This window comes from Fibrobacter sp. UBA7003, assembly GCA_002449765.1.
Lineage (GTDB): Bacteria > Fibrobacterota > Fibrobacteria > Fibrobacterales > Fibrobacteraceae > Fibrobacter.
On sequence record DJXN01000012.1, the window covers coordinates 20,338 to 36,845 of the forward strand.

Sequence of the window (16,508 nt, forward strand, 5' to 3'; positions counted from 1 at the left end):
AACTACAGGTTCCTGTCGATGACGGCCTTGACGGTCGCCTTGGGCACGGCACCCACCACGTTTCCTACTTCTACGCCGTTCTTGAACAGCTTCATGTTCGGGATGTTCGTGATGCCGAAGCGGGCGCAAATGTCCTTCGCGCCATCGCTGTCCACGTCCATCTTTGCGATAATGGCCTTGCCGTTGTATTCGTCGGCAAGTTCATCGATAATGGGCCCCATCATCATGCACGGACGGCACCAGGTTGCCCAGAAATCCACAAAAACAAGCTGACCAGAAGAAATGGCCTTGTCAAAATTTTCAGCAGTCAAATGTATTGCCGGCATAAAAATCTCCGTTTTTGTGGATAAAAATAGAAAATTCTAGGCTAGAAAGCAAAGCCCATGGAGAAGTTCAGATCGAAACCAAAACCGTTTCCGGCAATTTCCTCGGCATCTTGAGCATCGCTGGCAGAACCCGACATTACCGTATAACCCATACCGACATCCATGGCCATGACGAAGCGCCCGCTCGTATACTTATAACCGCCATAAACAACAAAGACAAACGCATTCACGGCAGCCTCCTTGTCATCGTCATGATCATATTTGTAAGTGTACTCCATCGAAACATGTTCATAGCCAATCTGCGGGGAGACGTACCAACCACGATGTCCTTCTCTAAAATAGTACCTGACACCTTCATAGAGGCCAACCAAGAACATGCTGATCGATTCGTCTTTATCCGAAACGTCCAGCCACATCAATTCCGGACGGGACACCAGGGACAAGTGGGCGCCAAGATTATTTTCGACCGTCGCAATAATCGAAGGCATTCCAATAAGAGAGAAAATAGCCATCGATATCGGGTGAATGGACACGGACATGGAGTAGTCGTCCGACGGAGCCGAAGCAGCCGGCTGGGCTTCCTGGCTAGACTGCGTGGCGCTATTTTCGGCAGAATCCCCATAGCTATAATCGTCCTGGGCATTCGCGAGAACAGCGACAAGGAGGGAAGTGACAATGATTCGTTTGAACATTTTGATCTCCTTCTAGTAAAGAATGATTAAATTTCTATCAAATATAGTAATAAATTAATAGAACAAGCGCATCTCGTCAACCCAGAGAGTAGCCCCGACAGTCCCCTTGTAGAGATTTCCGAGCGCACTGGATGCCACGACAACGCGGATATGCGTCACGTCAAAGTCATCCGGGGTTTCCGTCTGCACCATATGGTTGTCGATTCCGGCGGAATTCTTGAGGTTCTTGTTAAAAGCGCTAGAATTGAAAATCGGCGACCCTTCTAGGGGGGGGCCATACTTGAGCGCAAGGCGGATAGTCTTGTAGCCATCGCGTCCGGCATCGGTAATGGAGACCACATCCGGGTCATCCTCGCTCTCGACCGTCGTCGCGCGGTACCATGCAGAGGCCACCATCGTGTTCACGTCGCTGGACGTGCGGTACTGGTTCTTGCCCTCGTTGCTCGTGCGGCTGCGGTGTTCGAGAATCACGTAGAGGTCACAGGAATCCTTCTTGCCCTCGTACTTCACGTCGAATTCCACAAACTTCGGGCGACCGTAGAACGGCCTGCCAAAATCTATGAGTTCGTTGCCGTCGTCGTAGCTGGTCAACTTGAGCGTGCCTACGCCCTTGGGATTGAAATAGCCGATAAACATGTTGCCACTCGCAAAGCGGCCTATGCCTAAAACAGTCGCATTTATCGATTCCATCTTGATAACTTCTTCATCCTCATTCACAGTAAGAGTCTTGGTCGACGAAATGGCGGAGTTGTTGCCATTATCCCAGCCATCGATATCGTTCTTGTTGCCAAAGTCATCCTTCGCCCAGTGGTTGAAATCGCTGCCCGGATACTGGTAGCCCGCCTTCACGGTGTAGGTTCGCTCAGCATCGTCATTAGAAAGAGTCACCTTCAATCCACGCGAAAAGTCGTAGGACTCGCCCACCTTAACACTTGCCGTAGCGCCATCCGAAAGTTCCAAACCCTTGATTTCGAGGTCGCGCAAGTCCAAATCAATTGCATAATCCATATTCAGGAAAACCGTACCGGCATCCTGGTCGATTTCGCCCTCGACTTCGCCCACACCGGCAATAAACCTGAGGAGTTTCGGGGCATTCGCGGGCACCTCCACCGACGAGGAGGATTCCGGTTCCTCGCCACTCGCCGAAGACTTTCCACTGCTTGCAGAATCGCCACCCTTTGAAGAACTGCTAGACGTCTCCTTCTTCGCGCTACTCGAAGAATCATCCTTATCGGAATCTTTTGCCGAAGACGATGACTTGCTAGAGCCTTTTGCCGAAGAGGACGACTTGTCCGATTCCTTCTTTTCGGGAATTTCAAACGCGATCTGCCACAAGTCGGGAATACCGCTTTCGGAAACAACCACCACATAGACAATCCCGCTCGAAGGAATGCGAATCTTATCGCCTTCGCGCAAGCGTTCCTTCGCATACGAGACCTCCTGCGAAAGCGAATCCAAAGTAGCGGAATCTTGCGGGAACTCCTTGAACTTGCTGGTGACGAGATGGAGCGTCGCCATGGAGCTTATATCGAGATTGCCAATAGCCACAGAATCCCAGGTATCGAGACTGTCGGGAATCTCGGAGAGAGTCACCATAATCTTATGTTCATCGGGATAGACCGTCGCATTGCCATCCTGTTCCTCGAACGCAATCTCGTTCATCTTCCGGTAATCAGAAGTTCCAAACGTGTCGTAATCGGCGGTACAACCGAACAAGACGGCACTCAGGAAAGCCGTCAAAATCCATTTCAGAGAAAGCCTATTCTTAAACGTTTTCATCCCTTTCTCCTAGTATATCAGTTTAAAGTCATCCAGCACAAGCGCCGAATTTTCGCCACCACGATACTTGTCATCATTGCCCAGCGTCCCGCCACTCACGACATGAGCGTATGCGGAAGAAGCGAACATCACATGAATCGCGACCACATCCTCGTCACCCTTGCCAAGCGAAAGGCCTTCCGCGACAGGATATTCGCCCGAAAGCAGCCCGAACGGATCCTTGCCGTAAGAAAGATTCACCGTACGGTTTTTCATATCCACGTTCGCTTCGTCCGAGAACGCCCCCGTAGCCACGACCTTGCCGTTCTTCCCCACGAGCATCACGTAAACGAGGCTCTTCTGAGGGTAATCCGAAGATTTTCCAGTCTCATGATGGTAAGAATACCTCAATTCGAAGGCAACCGGACGCGCAGTAAAGGGCTTACCGAAACTCATGTCTTTTGCAATGTAAGAATCGCCAGTCGAAGGTGTACCTCCCTCAGAGCCCTGCTCATAAATATCCAGCGCCGTCTCGCCTGCGTATTCCCCGCTAAAGTAGAAACCGCCCGCCATCTTCCAGCTTCCATCAATAAACAGGAATGAGCCTTCCACTTCGCGGGTCGTAACAGTCGCCATACCGCCATCGAATTCAAGATTCGCCTTCGAAGAAACCTTTATGGCGGCAGACGATGTCTTCGTCGCCATTGCATCGCTCGTTGTAGCCCAGAAGTCGTTGCGGGCGCTAAAGTCGGAACCGGGCAGCTGCACTCCGGCAACCACGCTGTAGGTTGCAACTTTCCCGGAATCATCCGCAAATTCCATCGTTACCCTGTGCCGCAAGTCGTTCACCGTATCGAGCGGCAAAAGATTCACCTTCGAGATGTCCGTTCCGTAGGGCACTTCCACATACACGAGCGAATCTTTCACCGTCACTGTTCCCTTAGCGACAGAAAGCTCCGAAAGTTTCACCGCCTCGCTGGAACTAGACTCCGGCATTTCACTGCTCGACGATTCCTCGGCAGAACTGGATTCAGGCATCTCGCTGGACGACGACTCTTCCTCCGACGAGCTCGATTCCTCACTAGAAGAACTTTTTGCCGATGACGAAGATTTTTCACTTGAAGAACTCGACTTCGCCTTTACACTACTCGAGGATTTTCTTTCAGGCAATCTTATCGTCCAGACCGCAACGACACGGTTCGCATCATCAAGGACGACTATCCGGAGCCCCTCGTCATCAAGTTCAAGTTCTGTACCTGTATTTACGGGATTGTCCCAGTCAATTTCGGGATCTACCGGATCGTCGTCGAGCGCGAGATAGCACTTGCTGCCGCCAAGGGCCGCAATATTATCGACCGTAAACGAATTTAGCCCATCGGGAAGCACAATCAAGTGCGACTCGATGTCGATTTTGGCATCGTCTACATCTTCAAAGAGTTCGGACATATCAGGCGCTGCAACAGGAACTTCCGGTTCCTCCGCGCAAGCGTGCAGCAAAAAGGCAAAAGAGCACAAAAAGCCCACACCCAGCAATTTCTTCCATTGAAAAGCAAACCGCATTGGAACCTCCTAGAAGAACGTCACCAGCGAGAACTTGAGCGCCAGGAGGTTGATTGTAAAATTGACGACATTATATACGACACGGCTCTTTGTTTCGTCATTTTCTTCCACATCGATGATGCTTGAGCTAAGCCCCAGAAGTCCCACCGATGTTTCAAAAGCAATGCGGTTCAACACCATGATGCAGATGCCCGGATTTATACCCGCTTCGATGGACCAGCCCGTATTGCGGGTTTTCTTCAGGTCTTCGCCGTCATCCGTCTGCGAGATTCCGTAGGAATACTCCACCAAAACGGAAGTCTCGTTGAAGAGGTAGAAAATGCGCGAATCCAGCACCTTCAGGTAATTTTTCAAAAGCGGTTGCACAAAGAAGCCGTTGCTCACATACTTGCGGCGCTCCTTCACGTCCATCAGGTCTTCCAGAAGCGAGAAATCGACATCGAACCAAGTGCGAGAATAGCCCGCACGCAAGCCAAGCGCCATCGCATCGCGGATAAAATAGCCCCCGAAGCCCTCTACCGTGAACGTGTATCCGTAAGCATCATACACATCGCCGATAAGAATGTTCAAGGCATCGTCTTCCGTATTCGCCTGAATCAGCGAAAGCGTTGCGCCCGCATAAAAATTCCCTTTTGCAATCGATTCGTCCGGTTCAACCGGGAAAAGGGCACCCAGAAGGCCCGATTTCTTTGCAGGCTTTAGTTCCTCGGTCTGCACGGGAACTACGGCCTGGGCAGAATCCGAAACCGCCTCCTGGGCAAACACGGGTAAAAAGGCCAAAAGAAGGAATACGACAAAGGCGGCTTTTCTCATACCCCTAAATTTACCTTTTTACAAGGCAATGAGAAAGAGCCTCGAAATTATCTGTGAGAAATTTCAACTAATCTGGCGTATTTACGGCATCCCTGACGCAACGGACTGCATAACCCATGCGTTTATCGAAGGATTGCCCCTTGAATTCATTGACATGAAGGTACCAGTCAACGGCCGACCTTGAATTCGAAGATGTCGCGCTCCAGTAGTGGGCGTTTTCTCCGCTGGAATAAGCCCTTCCTTCACGACCATCCATCTCCCCCGACGGAACCGCTCCAAAACCGTAGGCGTCCGTCCCGCGAGGTACCGCCCACATTCTTGACCCGGGATAAATTCCAACAACGGACTGCAGCAGCAGCCACTCATCATCCGTCGGCACGTGGAATCCCGCAGGGCAAATTCCGCGAACAGGGCTATCGAGCGAGCAATCCTTTTCATACCCGCATTCTTCCTCTGTCTTCCCCATTGCTGCGTGCCACAGGTAAAGCGCCCCACGCACTTTGCAATTTTCGGGGTCATCCTGCCAGCAGAATGTGGAACCCTTGAGGACGGGCGTTTCCGTGCTGTCGACGTACCTCAGGTTTTCCGCCATCCAGACCTGCGTGCCAATTTCCACCACACGATAAACTTCACCATCACGCTCGTCCGTGAAGGTTTCCAGGTCATCGCGGAACACATAGCCCTCGCTACTCGAAGATTCCGCAAGCGTTTCGTTCGACGACGATGAAAAGCACGAGTAGTCACACGAATACTGAGGACGCGAAGAAGATGACGACTTTTCCGAACTGCTCGAGGGATCCGTGGGTATGATATACTTGTCGAGTTTAACCTCGCCCGAATCGGCAACGCAACGGAGCGCATACCCATACGACTTTCGGTAGCTTTGGCTATAGAAATTGGAATCTTTGCCACAGCGGTAATATTCGTACGAAGCTTCGGCATTCGCCTGTGACGCCGTCCAGTAGCGGGCACAGTTGTCCATCGTGGTTTTGCTTCCATGTTCACCGGTCGGGGCAGAGGGGAATCCGAGATAGCTATCGAGAGGCACGCCCAACGCGACAGCTTCCTTCAAAAGGAAATCCCATTCATCATTGGAAGGAACATGCCAGCCTTCCGGGCAGATACCCCTATGCGGGTAGGAAACTTCGCAGAGAGAATAGGCACATTCCGGAACATCCATCACAGCGGCGAAGTCGTACAGATAACCGTCTTTTCCGCAATCATCCCCAGAACCGATGCACCAGCTGTAAGACTTGAGAGCCGGGGACGCCGCCGTATCGTTGTACCGCAGGTTGTCCACCATCCAAATCTGCGGCCCTACCGTAAGGACGCGGTAGACATTGCCATCGCGCTTGTCCGTGAATGCGTTCAACCCTCCCTCAGCCACATACGATACATCTATTGTGTACGAAGACGATGACCGTTCCATGAAAGAACTTGAGCTCGAATATACCCTTCTTGAAGAAGACGACCCCTCATGCGAGCTAGGCCGTTCCGGTATTTCAAATTCGACATACTTGTCGAGTTTGACTTCGCCCGAATCGGCAACACAGCGGACCGCAAAGCCATTGTCCTTCGTGCTTTCAATATGAAAGAAATCCGCAAGGCCATCCTCGAGCAACCACACGAAAGCTTCGTTGCTTGCCCTGGCCGACGACGTCCAGTAATAAGAGTCGACATCATCTATCAACAAGTCCTCGTCCGCATAGTACATGCCCGTAGGCGACCAGTCGAATCCGGGATACTCCACAAGTAACGAATCCTGCCCAGCGGCAAAATCGAACAGTTCCTGCCATTCGTAATTCTCGGCGACATGCCAGCCCTCGGGACAGATTCCACGGTGCGGATAAACAACATCGCATTTCGATTTCGCACACGACGAATCGAGCATCACGGCCGCCCAGCTATAAAGAAAGCCTTCCTTTTCGCATTTCTTTTTGTCACCGGACGCGCACCAGGAATTATCCTCGAGAATCGGGTCGGCCTTGACATCCCGGTACCTGAGATTTTCGGCCATCCACATCCGGCCATCCACCTCGACAACGCGGTAGACGTTGCCATCGCGCTTGTCCGTAAAGGCATTGTATTCATCATTAGAAGCACCATCACGGGGATTCGACGGGCCGTCACCTCCATCACAGGCCAGAAGCAGGAACGCACCCCCGATTAGCGCCGGGAAAAGCAACTTGCCGAGTTCATTACGCATAAAGTCCTCCTATCAAACAATTCAAATATATATAATAGGCAAGGACAAAGGTCTACTTTTTCTTGTATCTCAGATAAAGGCCCTCTATTTCGGAACGAAAGGCCTTGAAAAGAGACAAACCGTCAAGTCCGTCAGCAAAATATTCCACTTCAAGCGATTCCGGGGACTGCACATCCGCATTTTCCATATCCGTCGTCATCTGGATGTAATTCGACGGATCGGCAACGACAACGACGAGCATCGTCCAGTCGGCGGCAACAGGTTTCGTAAGCTCCGCGACAAAATCGATTACCAGTTTTCCTTTCGACAGTTCCGCCTTGAAATTCTTGATGCGGGAAACCTTCAAGAAGTCCGTCCCCGCCTGCACGTAGTTGAAATAGTTTTGCTGCTTGATGGGGTCAAGGATTGCGGATTCGAGTATCTTCGCTTCGCTTTTCGAAATTTTCCCGTCTTTATCCTGGTCGGCGGAAGCCATCATCCCGGCGCTATACATCTCGTCGTAGACCCAGCGGTTCTCGACTCCCGTAAAACCGGACGCATCAAAAAGCGCCTTTACCGTAATATCGGCAAACACATGCGGATGCGCATGGGCCAGCACCGCAAATGCCAAAAAAAGAAGGAGCGCCGACAGGCGCCCCGTGCGAAAAAGACTAGAAGACAAAGACAACTCCCGCCACCAGAAGGCCGATTCCGAGCGCCCCAAGCCCTATGGCGACACCGCCCTTGACATCGCCCTGCTTGTTCAAGTCGTGATTGTCCTTGATGAGACGCTGCGCCTTCTCGCTATCGAACACGGAACGATCATACTCGTGCTTCTTGTCGGCCGCATCGCCCCAGTTGCGTTCAGCCAAGTACCAGAGGATGCCACCCGCGACAATCGGCGCGATGGAACTGAGCAGGAACACCTTACCTATGCGGCGGTCGCTGCGCTTCTGGTTGAATTCCCTCTGTCCCTGGATGTACTCGACATCGTCGATAGACTGGAGTTCGACATTGATGAAGTTCGGCATGAACGCCTTGACTTCTGTCGTGATGGTCGTATCGCGGTAACCCACCTTGCGGAAAAACAGTTGCAGCTGCGGCTGCGGCTTGATTTCGTCCACCACCACGTCGGTCACGTAGTCGGGCATGTGGTTCACCGAAGGTTCCTCGCCGATATAGACCTCGACCGCTTCGGGGTTCGTATTGAGCGTAAGCCTCGTCGACGGGCGCTCCACGGCGATATCCACCTTGTTCAGGCTGTCCGCGTTGATCTTTACCGTCTGCGTACCCCACCATTCCACGTCGCGCAGCACCCTCATCACGGAGATGGTGTACTTGCCCGGCTTGATATTCTTGATGGTATCGGGCGCCACCTGATGGAGCGGGATGCCGTTCACGAAGAGCGAGCACGCTTCCGGATTCGACGTCACGAACAGGTTCGCGTTTCCTGCAGGATAAAGTTCGATGGTCTCCTCTTCTTCCTTGACAACCGGGACCACGTAATTCGAAAGCGAAAGGTCAATCATCACCTTGTCTTCGAGGTTGTACAGGCGCTTGAGGTCAAGCCTGAAAATCTTGATGTAGGGGTTTTCGACAACGTTCGCAAGGCTGTCCTGGATTTCACGTTCGCGGATTTCGGCCTCGACCTTCGCGACTTCTTCCATCTTGAGGCGCTTTTCTTCCTTTTCGAGGGCAGCTTCAAGATCGTCTTCGGCATCGGCGGCAATCTCGGCAGCCTTCGCGGCCTCGGCGGCGGCAATGGAATCGGCAGCGGCGGCAGAATCGGACTTCGCGGCCAAAGAATCCTTCACGGCGTCGGTCATAATGATTTCGGCTGGCTTCGCGGGTTCGGCCTTGTCGTCATCCTCGAACTCGTCTTCTTCCTCGACCTTCTGGCCGTTGCTTTCCTGGAGCGCAACCGCCTCCTCGTCGCGGATTTCTTCAAGCACCTTCTGGGCGGCATCGTCCGGGGCACGCAGGTAGACGGTATCCTTCTCAATCTTCACGAAGATGGCTTCCTGTTCCACGGAATCACCCACAAGGAAGTAGCGGACGGGCACCTCGCGGGTCGTAGCCGTATCGGCTTTGGCCGGCACAGAAGATACAGGAGCGGCAGGGCTCTCGGCAGCAAACGCCAGGGCAGCAGCTAAGGACACAACAAAAAACACGAAAGGAGCAAATCGTTTCAGCATAGTCTAAAGATATATAAAAAAAGCCAAACTAGAGAGCCTTTTCGAGTTTTGCGCAATAAATAGGGCCGCGGCCTTCGCAACGGTCGGGCAAAATGTGGACGCCGAATTCCGTACGGTCGGCGCCGGAGGGCAGTTCCGCTATCTGCACGCTACGCATCGAGGGCCGCTTTTTGAGAATTCGCTTCACCACGTCGTCGTTTTCCATGGGCGAAAGTGCGCAGGTCCCGTACACGAGCGTTCCGCCGGGTTTCAGGGCATCGATTGCCGAAGCCAGGAGCCCGCCCTGTTCCACCGCAAGGCGCTTTACGCGCTTTACCGACCACACCTTGAGATGTTCCGGCGAATTCAGCACATGGCGGTCCGAAGAACAAGGGGCGTCGAGCAAAATCTTGCTGTAGGATTCCTTGCGGTGGAGCCCGAACTTCACGCCATCGTAGCCCGAGACCGAGACTATCTTGCGCCACTCCTCGGGGAGCGAATTCTCGATGACATGCGAAAGCCGTAGGCGCCTGTCGGGAGAACGATCATTGCTCTGCAAAAAGCCTTCGCCCTTGAGCATGGAGGCAAGCACAAGCGTCTTTCCGCCGGGAGCGGCGCACATGTCGAGCACGCTGTCTCCGGGACACACCCCGAGGGCGCGGGCCGCGAATACGGACGCCTCGTCGAGATAGTAGGGTTCGAGGCTCTCGCCAAAGCGGAGCTCCGTGGCCTTTCCCTCCCCCTTCAGGGATTCGAGCAGTGCGGGCCAGCGGTCGCCGAAAAGATTGGAAAAGTAGTCGAAGAACTCCATTTTTACCAAAAATAAAAAACCTCTCGGGCGAGAGGTTATTGAGCTACCAGGATTCGAACCTAGACAAACAGAGTCAGAATCTGTTGTGCTACCATTACACCATAGCTCAGTGTGGGCACAACTTTAGAAAAATTTCTTCAGCCGTGCAAGGGGTAAATTCAATTATTTTACAGATTTCGGCAAAGCGGGCGGGGTATAGGTCATTCCCTGCCATTCCAGCACGTCCCCTTCGGGGAGGTTCACAAAAACGCTCACCACATACTCGTCGAAAGCCATTTCGGCATCCTGGAGCGTCGAAATGACCTTCGCATCGCCGGAATAAAGCACCAGTTCCTGTTCCCCGGACGGGATTTCGGCAATGGACAAAGGCTTGCACGTCACCGCGCGGACAAAATGGGCGGTTCCCTTCGCTCCGATAACGACGCTATTCATCATGCAGTTGTCCGACTGGCTGGAATCCTGCTTGTCGATAACCAGGGCTATCCGGCTGTTGAGTCCCGACGGCTTGGAAAGTTCGACCGTACCAAGGTCCAAGGTGTCTTCCAGGTCCTCGACTTCCGACTTCATCACGTAGCGGCTGAGCCCCATCCCCGGCACCTTGCCCACCGCGCGGAACTCCACGCGGAAGCTGTCGGCGGGAATTTCGGACGGGACCGGCAGCCACCAGCGTCCCAGACTGTCGGTCGTGGTCTCGGCGACAAATTCGGAGACATCCCCTGCAAAGCCAAAGCCGAAGAGATCCGTAATCGCCATGACCTCCACTCCGGCACACTCCTTAGCATTCTTGCAGGCTACACGGCCGGAAATGCGCGAAACGGGCGTTTGTTCTTCCGGCTGGTTCATCAGGGAATCCACTTCGGACTCGGTGCTCCAGAGGAACGGCCCCGTAAGGAGCGTATCGCCAGGTTCGACCTCGACAGAATCCATGTTCCACACGCGGTAGATGAGGCTGTCGGCAACGCCCGAATCCTTGAGCTTAGCCACGATCTGCGGGTCGCCCGGGCAGAACCCGAACCACCACGTGCCGGCAGGGATCATCATGGAGAAGGAATCTCCCGCGAACACGCTCTGCGTGAACGGCATGCCGGGCATGTACACCATAAAGTGCGACCCGACCGGCACCGCAGGCTCGGTCACTTCCTCGTAGAAAAGCACTCCGCCGAACACGGCCGCCTTTTCGAGCTTAATCTTTTCGAAATCTTCCTTGGACGCCGCCGTTACGCGCGGCATGTAGGAGATTTCTTCTGCATCCTCGTCCACGACAGCAAGCTGGAACGTGTCGGCGATAGCGGAATCGAACGCGAACACGCCCGCCGTATCCGTCCGGACTTCGACAAATTCTGGAACGGAAAGATTTTCAGATTCATCGTAGATACGCGCCATGCGGACCACGGCATTCTTCGCATACGAGCCGTCCGTCCGGACAACAGAGCCCGAAACTTCCGCCGTTATCATGTTCTCGGTATCGGTCGCCGTGCCGGCAACCTTATCCCCATCGGAGCAGGCGCAAAGAGCAACCGCCGAAGCGAAGGCAATCTTCAAAAAGTTCTTCATGTTGCGTCCTCCACGTCCTCCACGGACTTCGAAGGTTCCCTCTCCTTGCTGAGGGGGAAAAACTGAACATTCAACTCACACACCATGGATTCACCACTATCCGACCGTACAATATCCAAGATTTCCTTGCGGAACACGTCTATCTTGTTGATGATGCGCTCCAGGCCCTCGGCCGAGACACTCATCGTAGTACAAGATACATTTCTGCGTTCGGTGCTATAATGGTCAAGAGCGTTTTTCGCAAGGTCAATCATCTGTTTCTGGAACTGGTGACCGAAAAGCGGGGCGATTTCGCGGCCGCTCGATATGGTCTTGTTCACGGAACGGTAGAAACCGTCCTCGGCAATCTCGATAAGCCCGAGGTCGAGCAGGAGCTGTACGGCCTGCTTCGCCTGCGGGAGCGAAATTTTAGGATTCAGGAAGAGCGCCACCTCCTGAATGTTCTTCTCGTTGATGTTCAATACCGAAAGCGCCTCGCGGACAGCCACGTAGTACCACTTGCTATAGTATTCCTGCTGGTTCCGGGTGAGCGTCTTGACAGTGCGGGGCAAAAGTGCCGACATCTGGTCGAAGATCTGCTGCTTGGACGCCGGAGTCGTCGCGTGCGTAAAATCCACCATCAGGGTAAAATAGCGGCTTTCGCGTTCGTTCAGGCCGAGCGCCTTGATAAACTTGGGCAACATCTGCGGGGTGAGCGACTTGCGGCCACGGATGAGGTCGAGATAGAGTCCGGACGACGAGTAGCCCGCCTTCTTCGCGAAGGACCGGTACGAGAAGTAGCGCTGGACGGACTTACGGTACTCGTAATAGTCCTGCAGGTACTTCCTGTAATTGTAGTAGGCGTAGACGTTCATTGCTTACAAAAATAATTTTTTATTTTCTCGGGAACACCCCCTTTTTACGATTTTTGATAAAATTTGCGATATTTGTCAAATTTTGGGTAAAAAAGAACACTTCGAGAACACTTTTCGTATTCCACCTATACCCTTTGCCAAAAAATTTGGATATATTTGGGGAACACCCAATCCCATCCCTCGGACCTTCGCTGATACTCCTAGCGAAGGTCCTTTTTTTCGCCCCCTTATTTCTATATTTGCGCGCATGGACATCAAGAAGAGCGCTACCGGAATCGCATTCCGCATTTTACGTCTTGTGGGAATCCTCGCCGTCATCTACGTGAGCATGGTTTTCTACCTCGCGCTTACCGAACGCCGGAACGCCTTCCCGAGAGCCATCACGCACAAGGAAGCGCGAGAGGCCATCGCAAACAGCGCTAAATCCATCACCTGCACCACCAAGGACGGAATTGCGCTCGAAGGCTGGACCATCGGCAATTCGGTCGCACCCTTACTGCTCTATTACCCCGACGCAAACGAGGATGCAGCGCAGTTCCTCGCCGAGGCCCAAGGTCAAAAAGGGTTCTCGCTCGCCGCATTCAACTACAGGGGCAGCGGTTCGAACAAAGGAACGCCCTCGCAGGAGGCATTCGAGGCCGACGCGAAGGACATCGCCGAATGCGCAGCACAAATCGGCGGTAAATCTCCAGAATTCCTTGCAGGACGTGGAACCGGAGCCATTCTAGCCGCCGAACAGTTCAACGGGAACGGGAACCTGCTCCTTATCGACCCCGCCATGAGCATTGCCGACGCTATCGGGGCAAAATACCGCTTTCTCTATCCGAAGTTTTTGGTGCGTGCCAATGTAAAAATGCCGACAGAGAAGCTAGAAAAGTTCGGGAAGCGCACCACAATCCTTCTGGACCGCAGTTTTAGCCGTGATGCAAATCACACGTTCAAAAGCCGTTTCGGCGGTCTAAACTCCTTGGAAAGAGGCGAAAAAAGCTTCGCAGAAATCCTCCTCTACTGGATTACTCAATCGTATTAAAACGCCTCCAGTCCCTTATTTTATAAGGGTTTTTATAGGAAACGTTATTTAATGAAACAACGTAATGTGCAAAATAGTTTTCATGCAAAAATACAAGAAAGTGAAATACCTCACATTCCGCTTTTTTGAACAACCGCTTGACAAAAGCCCCTTATTTTGTTTATCTTTTATATGGGGTGAAGAAATAATCAAATAAAATAAGAGGTGTATAATGGACTCTATCAACGTCAAAATGGACATCCGCGGATTCATCCGCTTCTCCAACGAAGCTGTCAAGGAACTCAAGCTCGACAAGAATCCGTATGCGGATCTTGAAATCGATGTCGTCGGCAAGCGCATCGCCGTGACCCCGAGCAAGACACTCAAGCCCACATCCTTCCGCTTCATGCCGAACGGTGCCGGCTACCTTCTCTACTTCAAGGGTGCCATGAACGCCACCGGCTTCCAGATTGTCACCGGAAGCTACACCATGGTCAGAGAAGGCAACAAGTTTGTATTCACGGGCAAGGCCCCCGCCAAAAAGAAGGGCGCATGGGAAATCATCGCCTGCCGCAATTCCGTCGGCATCCCGATGCTCTCCATCGACTCCCGCGGCACCATCATTTTTGACAAGCGCACGAGCACTGCCGTCGAAACGGCCAAGAACGACACCATGATCGCCGAATACGACATGGCGAAGAAGACCTTCAAGCTCACCTTCAGCAAGAAGGGCTTCATCAACGTCCGCACTATTGCAAGCCATGCGAATGCCTCCTTCATGGGCACGCTCTCCTCTCACGGGATTGCGCTTCCGAAGAAGAGCTTCCGCACCGAATGCAAAATCGACGGCAAGGTCGTCACCTTCAGCGTTGCGGCTCTCGTCGCCGAACAGAAGGCCCTTGAAAAAGCGGCAAAGGCAAAAAAGTAAACAACTAGGCGGTAGCCATGATTGACGTTCTCAAGGCATTTTACAGCGTTCACTACAATTTCGGCATCCTCGCCATAATCATCCTGTTGATCGGCATCCTCTTCGCGACGAAGAAAATGTGGATTTTCCTTGCGATTACGGTAGTTATCGTGCTCGTCATGAACGTTGCCTTCTACAAGATGACCGATGGGAAATCCTGGACCATCGAACCTGCAGTCGTCAAGACCGAGTTCGGCGAGACCAAGGGTTCTCCCATGACGTTCGATGTCAAAAAGAACTGGGTCAACGAAGAAGGTGTCATTGTGGATCGTGGCGACACCATCCACCACTGGTGCTGGGTCGACCAGATCTGGGAAAATTTCTCGGAGACCGATGTCATCGGAGCACTGTGGGGCGAAAACAAGAGCAAGAAGATGATCAAGGCGTCTGAATCGCACGGCGAAGGCGTCGGCGAATAGCGAATCGCTACCATTCCTGAAGTTTCAACGCACCTTCTTCCATCTGGAGGAAGGTGCGTTTCCATATCCATTCCCCGGGAGAGGCGACCACGCCGCCCTCGACATCCCAAACGCCCGCGATATGGTGGTGGCCGTGGACGCAGAAGTCGCAATTATTGCGCTTGAGGATGGACTTGCCCCAACCCAGGTATTCCTGGAGGTTGATTTTACGGGACTCGCCGATTTTCCGACTGTTGCGGCCCACAAAACGCGCGAGCGCCATGCCCCAATCCGGGTGAATTTGTTTGAAAAGCCAGCGGTTCAGCGGGAAGTCGAGCACGCGCCGCATGATGCGGTAACCGAAATCGGATTTCGCGACACCATCGCCGTGATGGAAATAAACGCGCTTGCCCTGGATTTCAAGGACAAGGCTCCTGTGGACCTGAACACCCAGCGCCTTCGGGAAGAAATCCCCGTAGGCAAAGTCGTGGTTCCCGCGCAAGATATGCACCTCGCAGCCCGCCTGGACAAGTTCACGGAGCGTGAAGAAGAGTTCCATGTGGTTCTTGTTCACGTAGTCGCTGTACTCGTACCAGAACTCGAACAGGTCGCCCACGACTACCAGGTGCGACGCCTTGCCCTTGATGGAGGCGAGGAAGTCCACGAGCATCTTCTCGCGGTCGGGCAACGCTCCCGGAGGGTTTACCCCCAGGTGGGCATCGGATATGAAGTAGGCACAGGATTCCATTGTAGAAGAATATAGTAATTAGTTGGCAGAGCGCAGAACTTAGTTGGCAGAGCGCTGAACTTAGTTGGCAGTAGGTGAACAAAAGAATTATATTTAAGGTAATGAAATTTTCCGTAGCAAAATCGCTGGCCATTGCAGGTTGTGCGCTCATTGTGGGGTGCTCGATGAGCCTCACGAAATACGACCTGCAGGAATACCCGAAGACTATCCCGTTCTTCGAGCCCATCACGATTGCATACGGCGGGGACACGCTCTACCTCGATACGAACCTGCAGCGCGCCTACACGCGGGTAATAGACACGCTTAGCTACCCGATGGAAAGCTGCCGCGGGGTAGCCCACATCAATGCAAGCGTCTCGCAGGACGAACAGCCAAGCGCCTGGAACGTGGGTCTCGCATTCGTGCCGTTCTGGCCGATTGCCCCCGTGAAAGAAACGTGGACCTACAGGATGGACGTGCGCATTTTTTGCAACGGCTCCCTCACCTTCAAGGCGGAACTCGAAGAAAGCGAACACGTGGACGCCTTCTGGTACGGCAAGTTCCGGGCCGACCTCGTGAACGATGCCTCGCAGGAGATGCACCGCAAGCTGCTGGAGCGCATCCGGTACGAAACGCAACTCGGAAGGAACACCGACCTCAATTCCGCGCAGGACTTTTAG

The 16,508-nt window shown here is 53.1% G+C and carries 16 protein-coding genes and 1 tRNA gene; 4 read left to right on the forward strand and 13 right to left on the reverse strand.

Features of this window, described 5'->3' with window-relative positions; all coding sequences use genetic code 11:
• Nucleotides 1-2 precede the first annotated feature (2 nt).
• From trxA to B2952_RS08360, 12 genes are all read right to left on the reverse strand, one after another.
• The gene (gene trxA / locus B2952_RS08305) at nt 3-326 is read right to left on the reverse strand and encodes a thioredoxin (RefSeq protein ID WP_072808313.1); all 324 of its coding nucleotides are present in this window, start codon (nt 324-326) and stop codon (nt 3-5) included.
• Nucleotides 327-367: 41 nt separating this feature from the next.
• Nucleotides 368-1,018 carry a DUF3575 domain-containing protein gene (locus tag B2952_RS08310; RefSeq protein WP_290734458.1) on the reverse strand — a complete coding sequence of 217 codons (651 nt, stop codon included), beginning with the start codon at nt 1,016-1,018 and terminating at the stop codon, nt 368-370.
• 54 nt (nt 1,019-1,072) lie between these two features.
• Nucleotides 1,073-2,797, reverse strand: a complete 1,725-nt coding sequence (locus B2952_RS08315) for a PCMD domain-containing protein (protein WP_290734456.1) — start codon at nt 2,795-2,797, stop codon at nt 1,073-1,075.
• A gap of 9 nt (nt 2,798-2,806) precedes the next feature.
• The gene (locus tag B2952_RS08320) at nt 2,807-4,336 is read right to left on the reverse strand and encodes a PCMD domain-containing protein (protein ID WP_290781583.1); all 1,530 of its coding nucleotides are present in this window, start codon (nt 4,334-4,336) and stop codon (nt 2,807-2,809) included.
• 9 nt (nt 4,337-4,345) lie between these two features.
• Nucleotides 4,346-5,149: a hypothetical protein gene (locus B2952_RS08325; RefSeq protein ID WP_290734452.1), complete on the reverse strand. Its 804-nt coding sequence runs from the start codon at nt 5,147-5,149 to the stop codon at nt 4,346-4,348.
• A 67-nt stretch (nt 5,150-5,216) separates the two neighbouring features.
• The gene (locus B2952_RS08330; protein ID WP_290734450.1) at nt 5,217-7,355 is read right to left on the reverse strand and encodes an FISUMP domain-containing protein; all 2,139 of its coding nucleotides are present in this window, start codon (nt 7,353-7,355) and stop codon (nt 5,217-5,219) included.
• Nucleotides 7,356-7,407: 52 nt separating this feature from the next.
• Entirely contained in the window at nt 7,408-8,058 is a 651-nt protein-coding gene (locus B2952_RS08335; protein ID WP_349678379.1) for a DUF1007 family protein, read from the reverse strand.
• Nucleotides 8,006-9,529 (reverse strand): hypothetical protein, encoded by a 1,524-nt coding sequence (locus B2952_RS08340; RefSeq protein ID WP_290734448.1) that lies wholly within the window; start codon nt 9,527-9,529, stop codon nt 8,006-8,008. The genes B2952_RS08335 and B2952_RS08340 overlap by 53 nt, the downstream gene beginning before the upstream one ends.
• Nucleotides 9,530-9,557: 28 nt before the next feature.
• Complete coding sequence (locus tag B2952_RS08345; protein WP_290734446.1) at nt 9,558-10,319, reverse strand: RNA methyltransferase; 762 nt, start codon at nt 10,317-10,319, stop codon at nt 9,558-9,560.
• Between the two features lie 38 nt (nt 10,320-10,357).
• Nucleotides 10,358-10,428 (reverse strand) — tRNA-Gln (locus B2952_RS08350).
• Nucleotides 10,429-10,481: 53 nt separating this feature from the next.
• A complete protein-coding gene (locus B2952_RS08355) occupies nt 10,482-11,873 on the reverse strand; it encodes a carboxypeptidase regulatory-like domain-containing protein (protein WP_290727029.1) in 1,392 nt (463 codons plus the stop codon).
• Nucleotides 11,870-12,727, reverse strand: coding sequence for a TIGR02147 family protein (locus tag B2952_RS08360; RefSeq protein WP_290728829.1), 858 nt, complete (start codon nt 12,725-12,727; stop codon nt 11,870-11,872). The genes B2952_RS08355 and B2952_RS08360 overlap by 4 nt, the downstream gene beginning before the upstream one ends.
• A 247-nt stretch (nt 12,728-12,974) precedes the next feature.
• Between B2952_RS08360 and B2952_RS08365 the strand changes: the two genes are divergently transcribed.
• The 3 genes from B2952_RS08365 to B2952_RS08375 all read left to right on the forward strand — a co-directional run bounded on the left by B2952_RS08365 (nt 12,975) and on the right by B2952_RS08375 (nt 15,122).
• Entirely contained in the window at nt 12,975-13,757 is a 783-nt protein-coding gene (locus tag B2952_RS08365; protein ID WP_290734444.1) for an alpha/beta hydrolase, read from the forward strand.
• A 211-nt stretch (nt 13,758-13,968) separates the two neighbouring features.
• Nucleotides 13,969-14,664, forward strand: coding sequence for a hypothetical protein (locus tag B2952_RS08370; protein ID WP_173365191.1), 696 nt, complete (start codon nt 13,969-13,971; stop codon nt 14,662-14,664).
• Between the two features lie 17 nt (nt 14,665-14,681).
• Nucleotides 14,682-15,122 (forward strand): hypothetical protein, encoded by a 441-nt coding sequence (locus B2952_RS08375; RefSeq protein ID WP_173365192.1) that lies wholly within the window; start codon nt 14,682-14,684, stop codon nt 15,120-15,122.
• A gap of 7 nt (nt 15,123-15,129) precedes the next feature.
• Here the strand turns inward: B2952_RS08375 and B2952_RS08380 are convergent, their stop codons facing one another.
• Nucleotides 15,130-15,849, reverse strand: coding sequence for a UDP-2,3-diacylglucosamine diphosphatase (locus B2952_RS08380; protein WP_290734442.1), 720 nt, complete (start codon nt 15,847-15,849; stop codon nt 15,130-15,132).
• 101 nt (nt 15,850-15,950) lie between these two features.
• Between B2952_RS08380 and B2952_RS08385 the strand changes: the two genes are divergently transcribed.
• On the forward strand, nt 15,951-16,508 hold the full coding sequence (locus B2952_RS08385; RefSeq protein ID WP_290728835.1) for a hypothetical protein: 558 nt from the start codon (nt 15,951-15,953) through the stop codon (nt 16,506-16,508).

Excerpts from the sequence above, each read along its gene's own strand:
- trxA (WP_072808313.1), bottom strand. The coding sequence starts at position 326 with ATGCCGGCAATACATTTGACTGCTGAAAATTTTGACAAGGCCATTTCT.
- B2952_RS08310 (WP_290734458.1), bottom strand. The coding sequence starts at position 1,018 with ATGTTCAAACGAATCATTGTCACTTCCCTCCTTGTCGCTGTTCTCGCG.
- B2952_RS08315 (WP_290734456.1), bottom strand. The coding sequence starts at position 2,797 with ATGAAAACGTTTAAGAATAGGCTTTCTCTGAAATGGATTTTGACGGCT.
- B2952_RS08320 (WP_290781583.1), bottom strand. The coding sequence starts at position 4,336 with ATGCGGTTTGCTTTTCAATGGAAGAAATTGCTGGGTGTGGGCTTTTTG.
- B2952_RS08325 (WP_290734452.1), bottom strand. The coding sequence starts at position 5,149 with ATGAGAAAAGCCGCCTTTGTCGTATTCCTTCTTTTGGCCTTTTTACCC.
- B2952_RS08330 (WP_290734450.1), bottom strand. The coding sequence starts at position 7,355 with ATGCGTAATGAACTCGGCAAGTTGCTTTTCCCGGCGCTAATCGGGGGT.
- B2952_RS08340 (WP_290734448.1), bottom strand. The coding sequence starts at position 9,529 with ATGCTGAAACGATTTGCTCCTTTCGTGTTTTTTGTTGTGTCCTTAGCT.
- B2952_RS08345 (WP_290734446.1), bottom strand. The coding sequence starts at position 10,319 with ATGGAGTTCTTCGACTACTTTTCCAATCTTTTCGGCGACCGCTGGCCC.
- B2952_RS08355 (WP_290727029.1), bottom strand. The coding sequence starts at position 11,873 with ATGAAGAACTTTTTGAAGATTGCCTTCGCTTCGGCGGTTGCTCTTTGC.
- B2952_RS08360 (WP_290728829.1), bottom strand. The coding sequence starts at position 12,727 with ATGAACGTCTACGCCTACTACAATTACAGGAAGTACCTGCAGGACTAT.
- B2952_RS08365 (WP_290734444.1), top strand. The coding sequence starts at position 12,975 with ATGGACATCAAGAAGAGCGCTACCGGAATCGCATTCCGCATTTTACGT.
- B2952_RS08370 (WP_173365191.1), top strand. The coding sequence starts at position 13,969 with ATGGACTCTATCAACGTCAAAATGGACATCCGCGGATTCATCCGCTTC.
- B2952_RS08375 (WP_173365192.1), top strand. The coding sequence starts at position 14,682 with ATGATTGACGTTCTCAAGGCATTTTACAGCGTTCACTACAATTTCGGC.
- B2952_RS08380 (WP_290734442.1), bottom strand. The coding sequence starts at position 15,849 with ATGGAATCCTGTGCCTACTTCATATCCGATGCCCACCTGGGGGTAAAC.
- B2952_RS08385 (WP_290728835.1), top strand. The coding sequence starts at position 15,951 with ATGAAATTTTCCGTAGCAAAATCGCTGGCCATTGCAGGTTGTGCGCTC.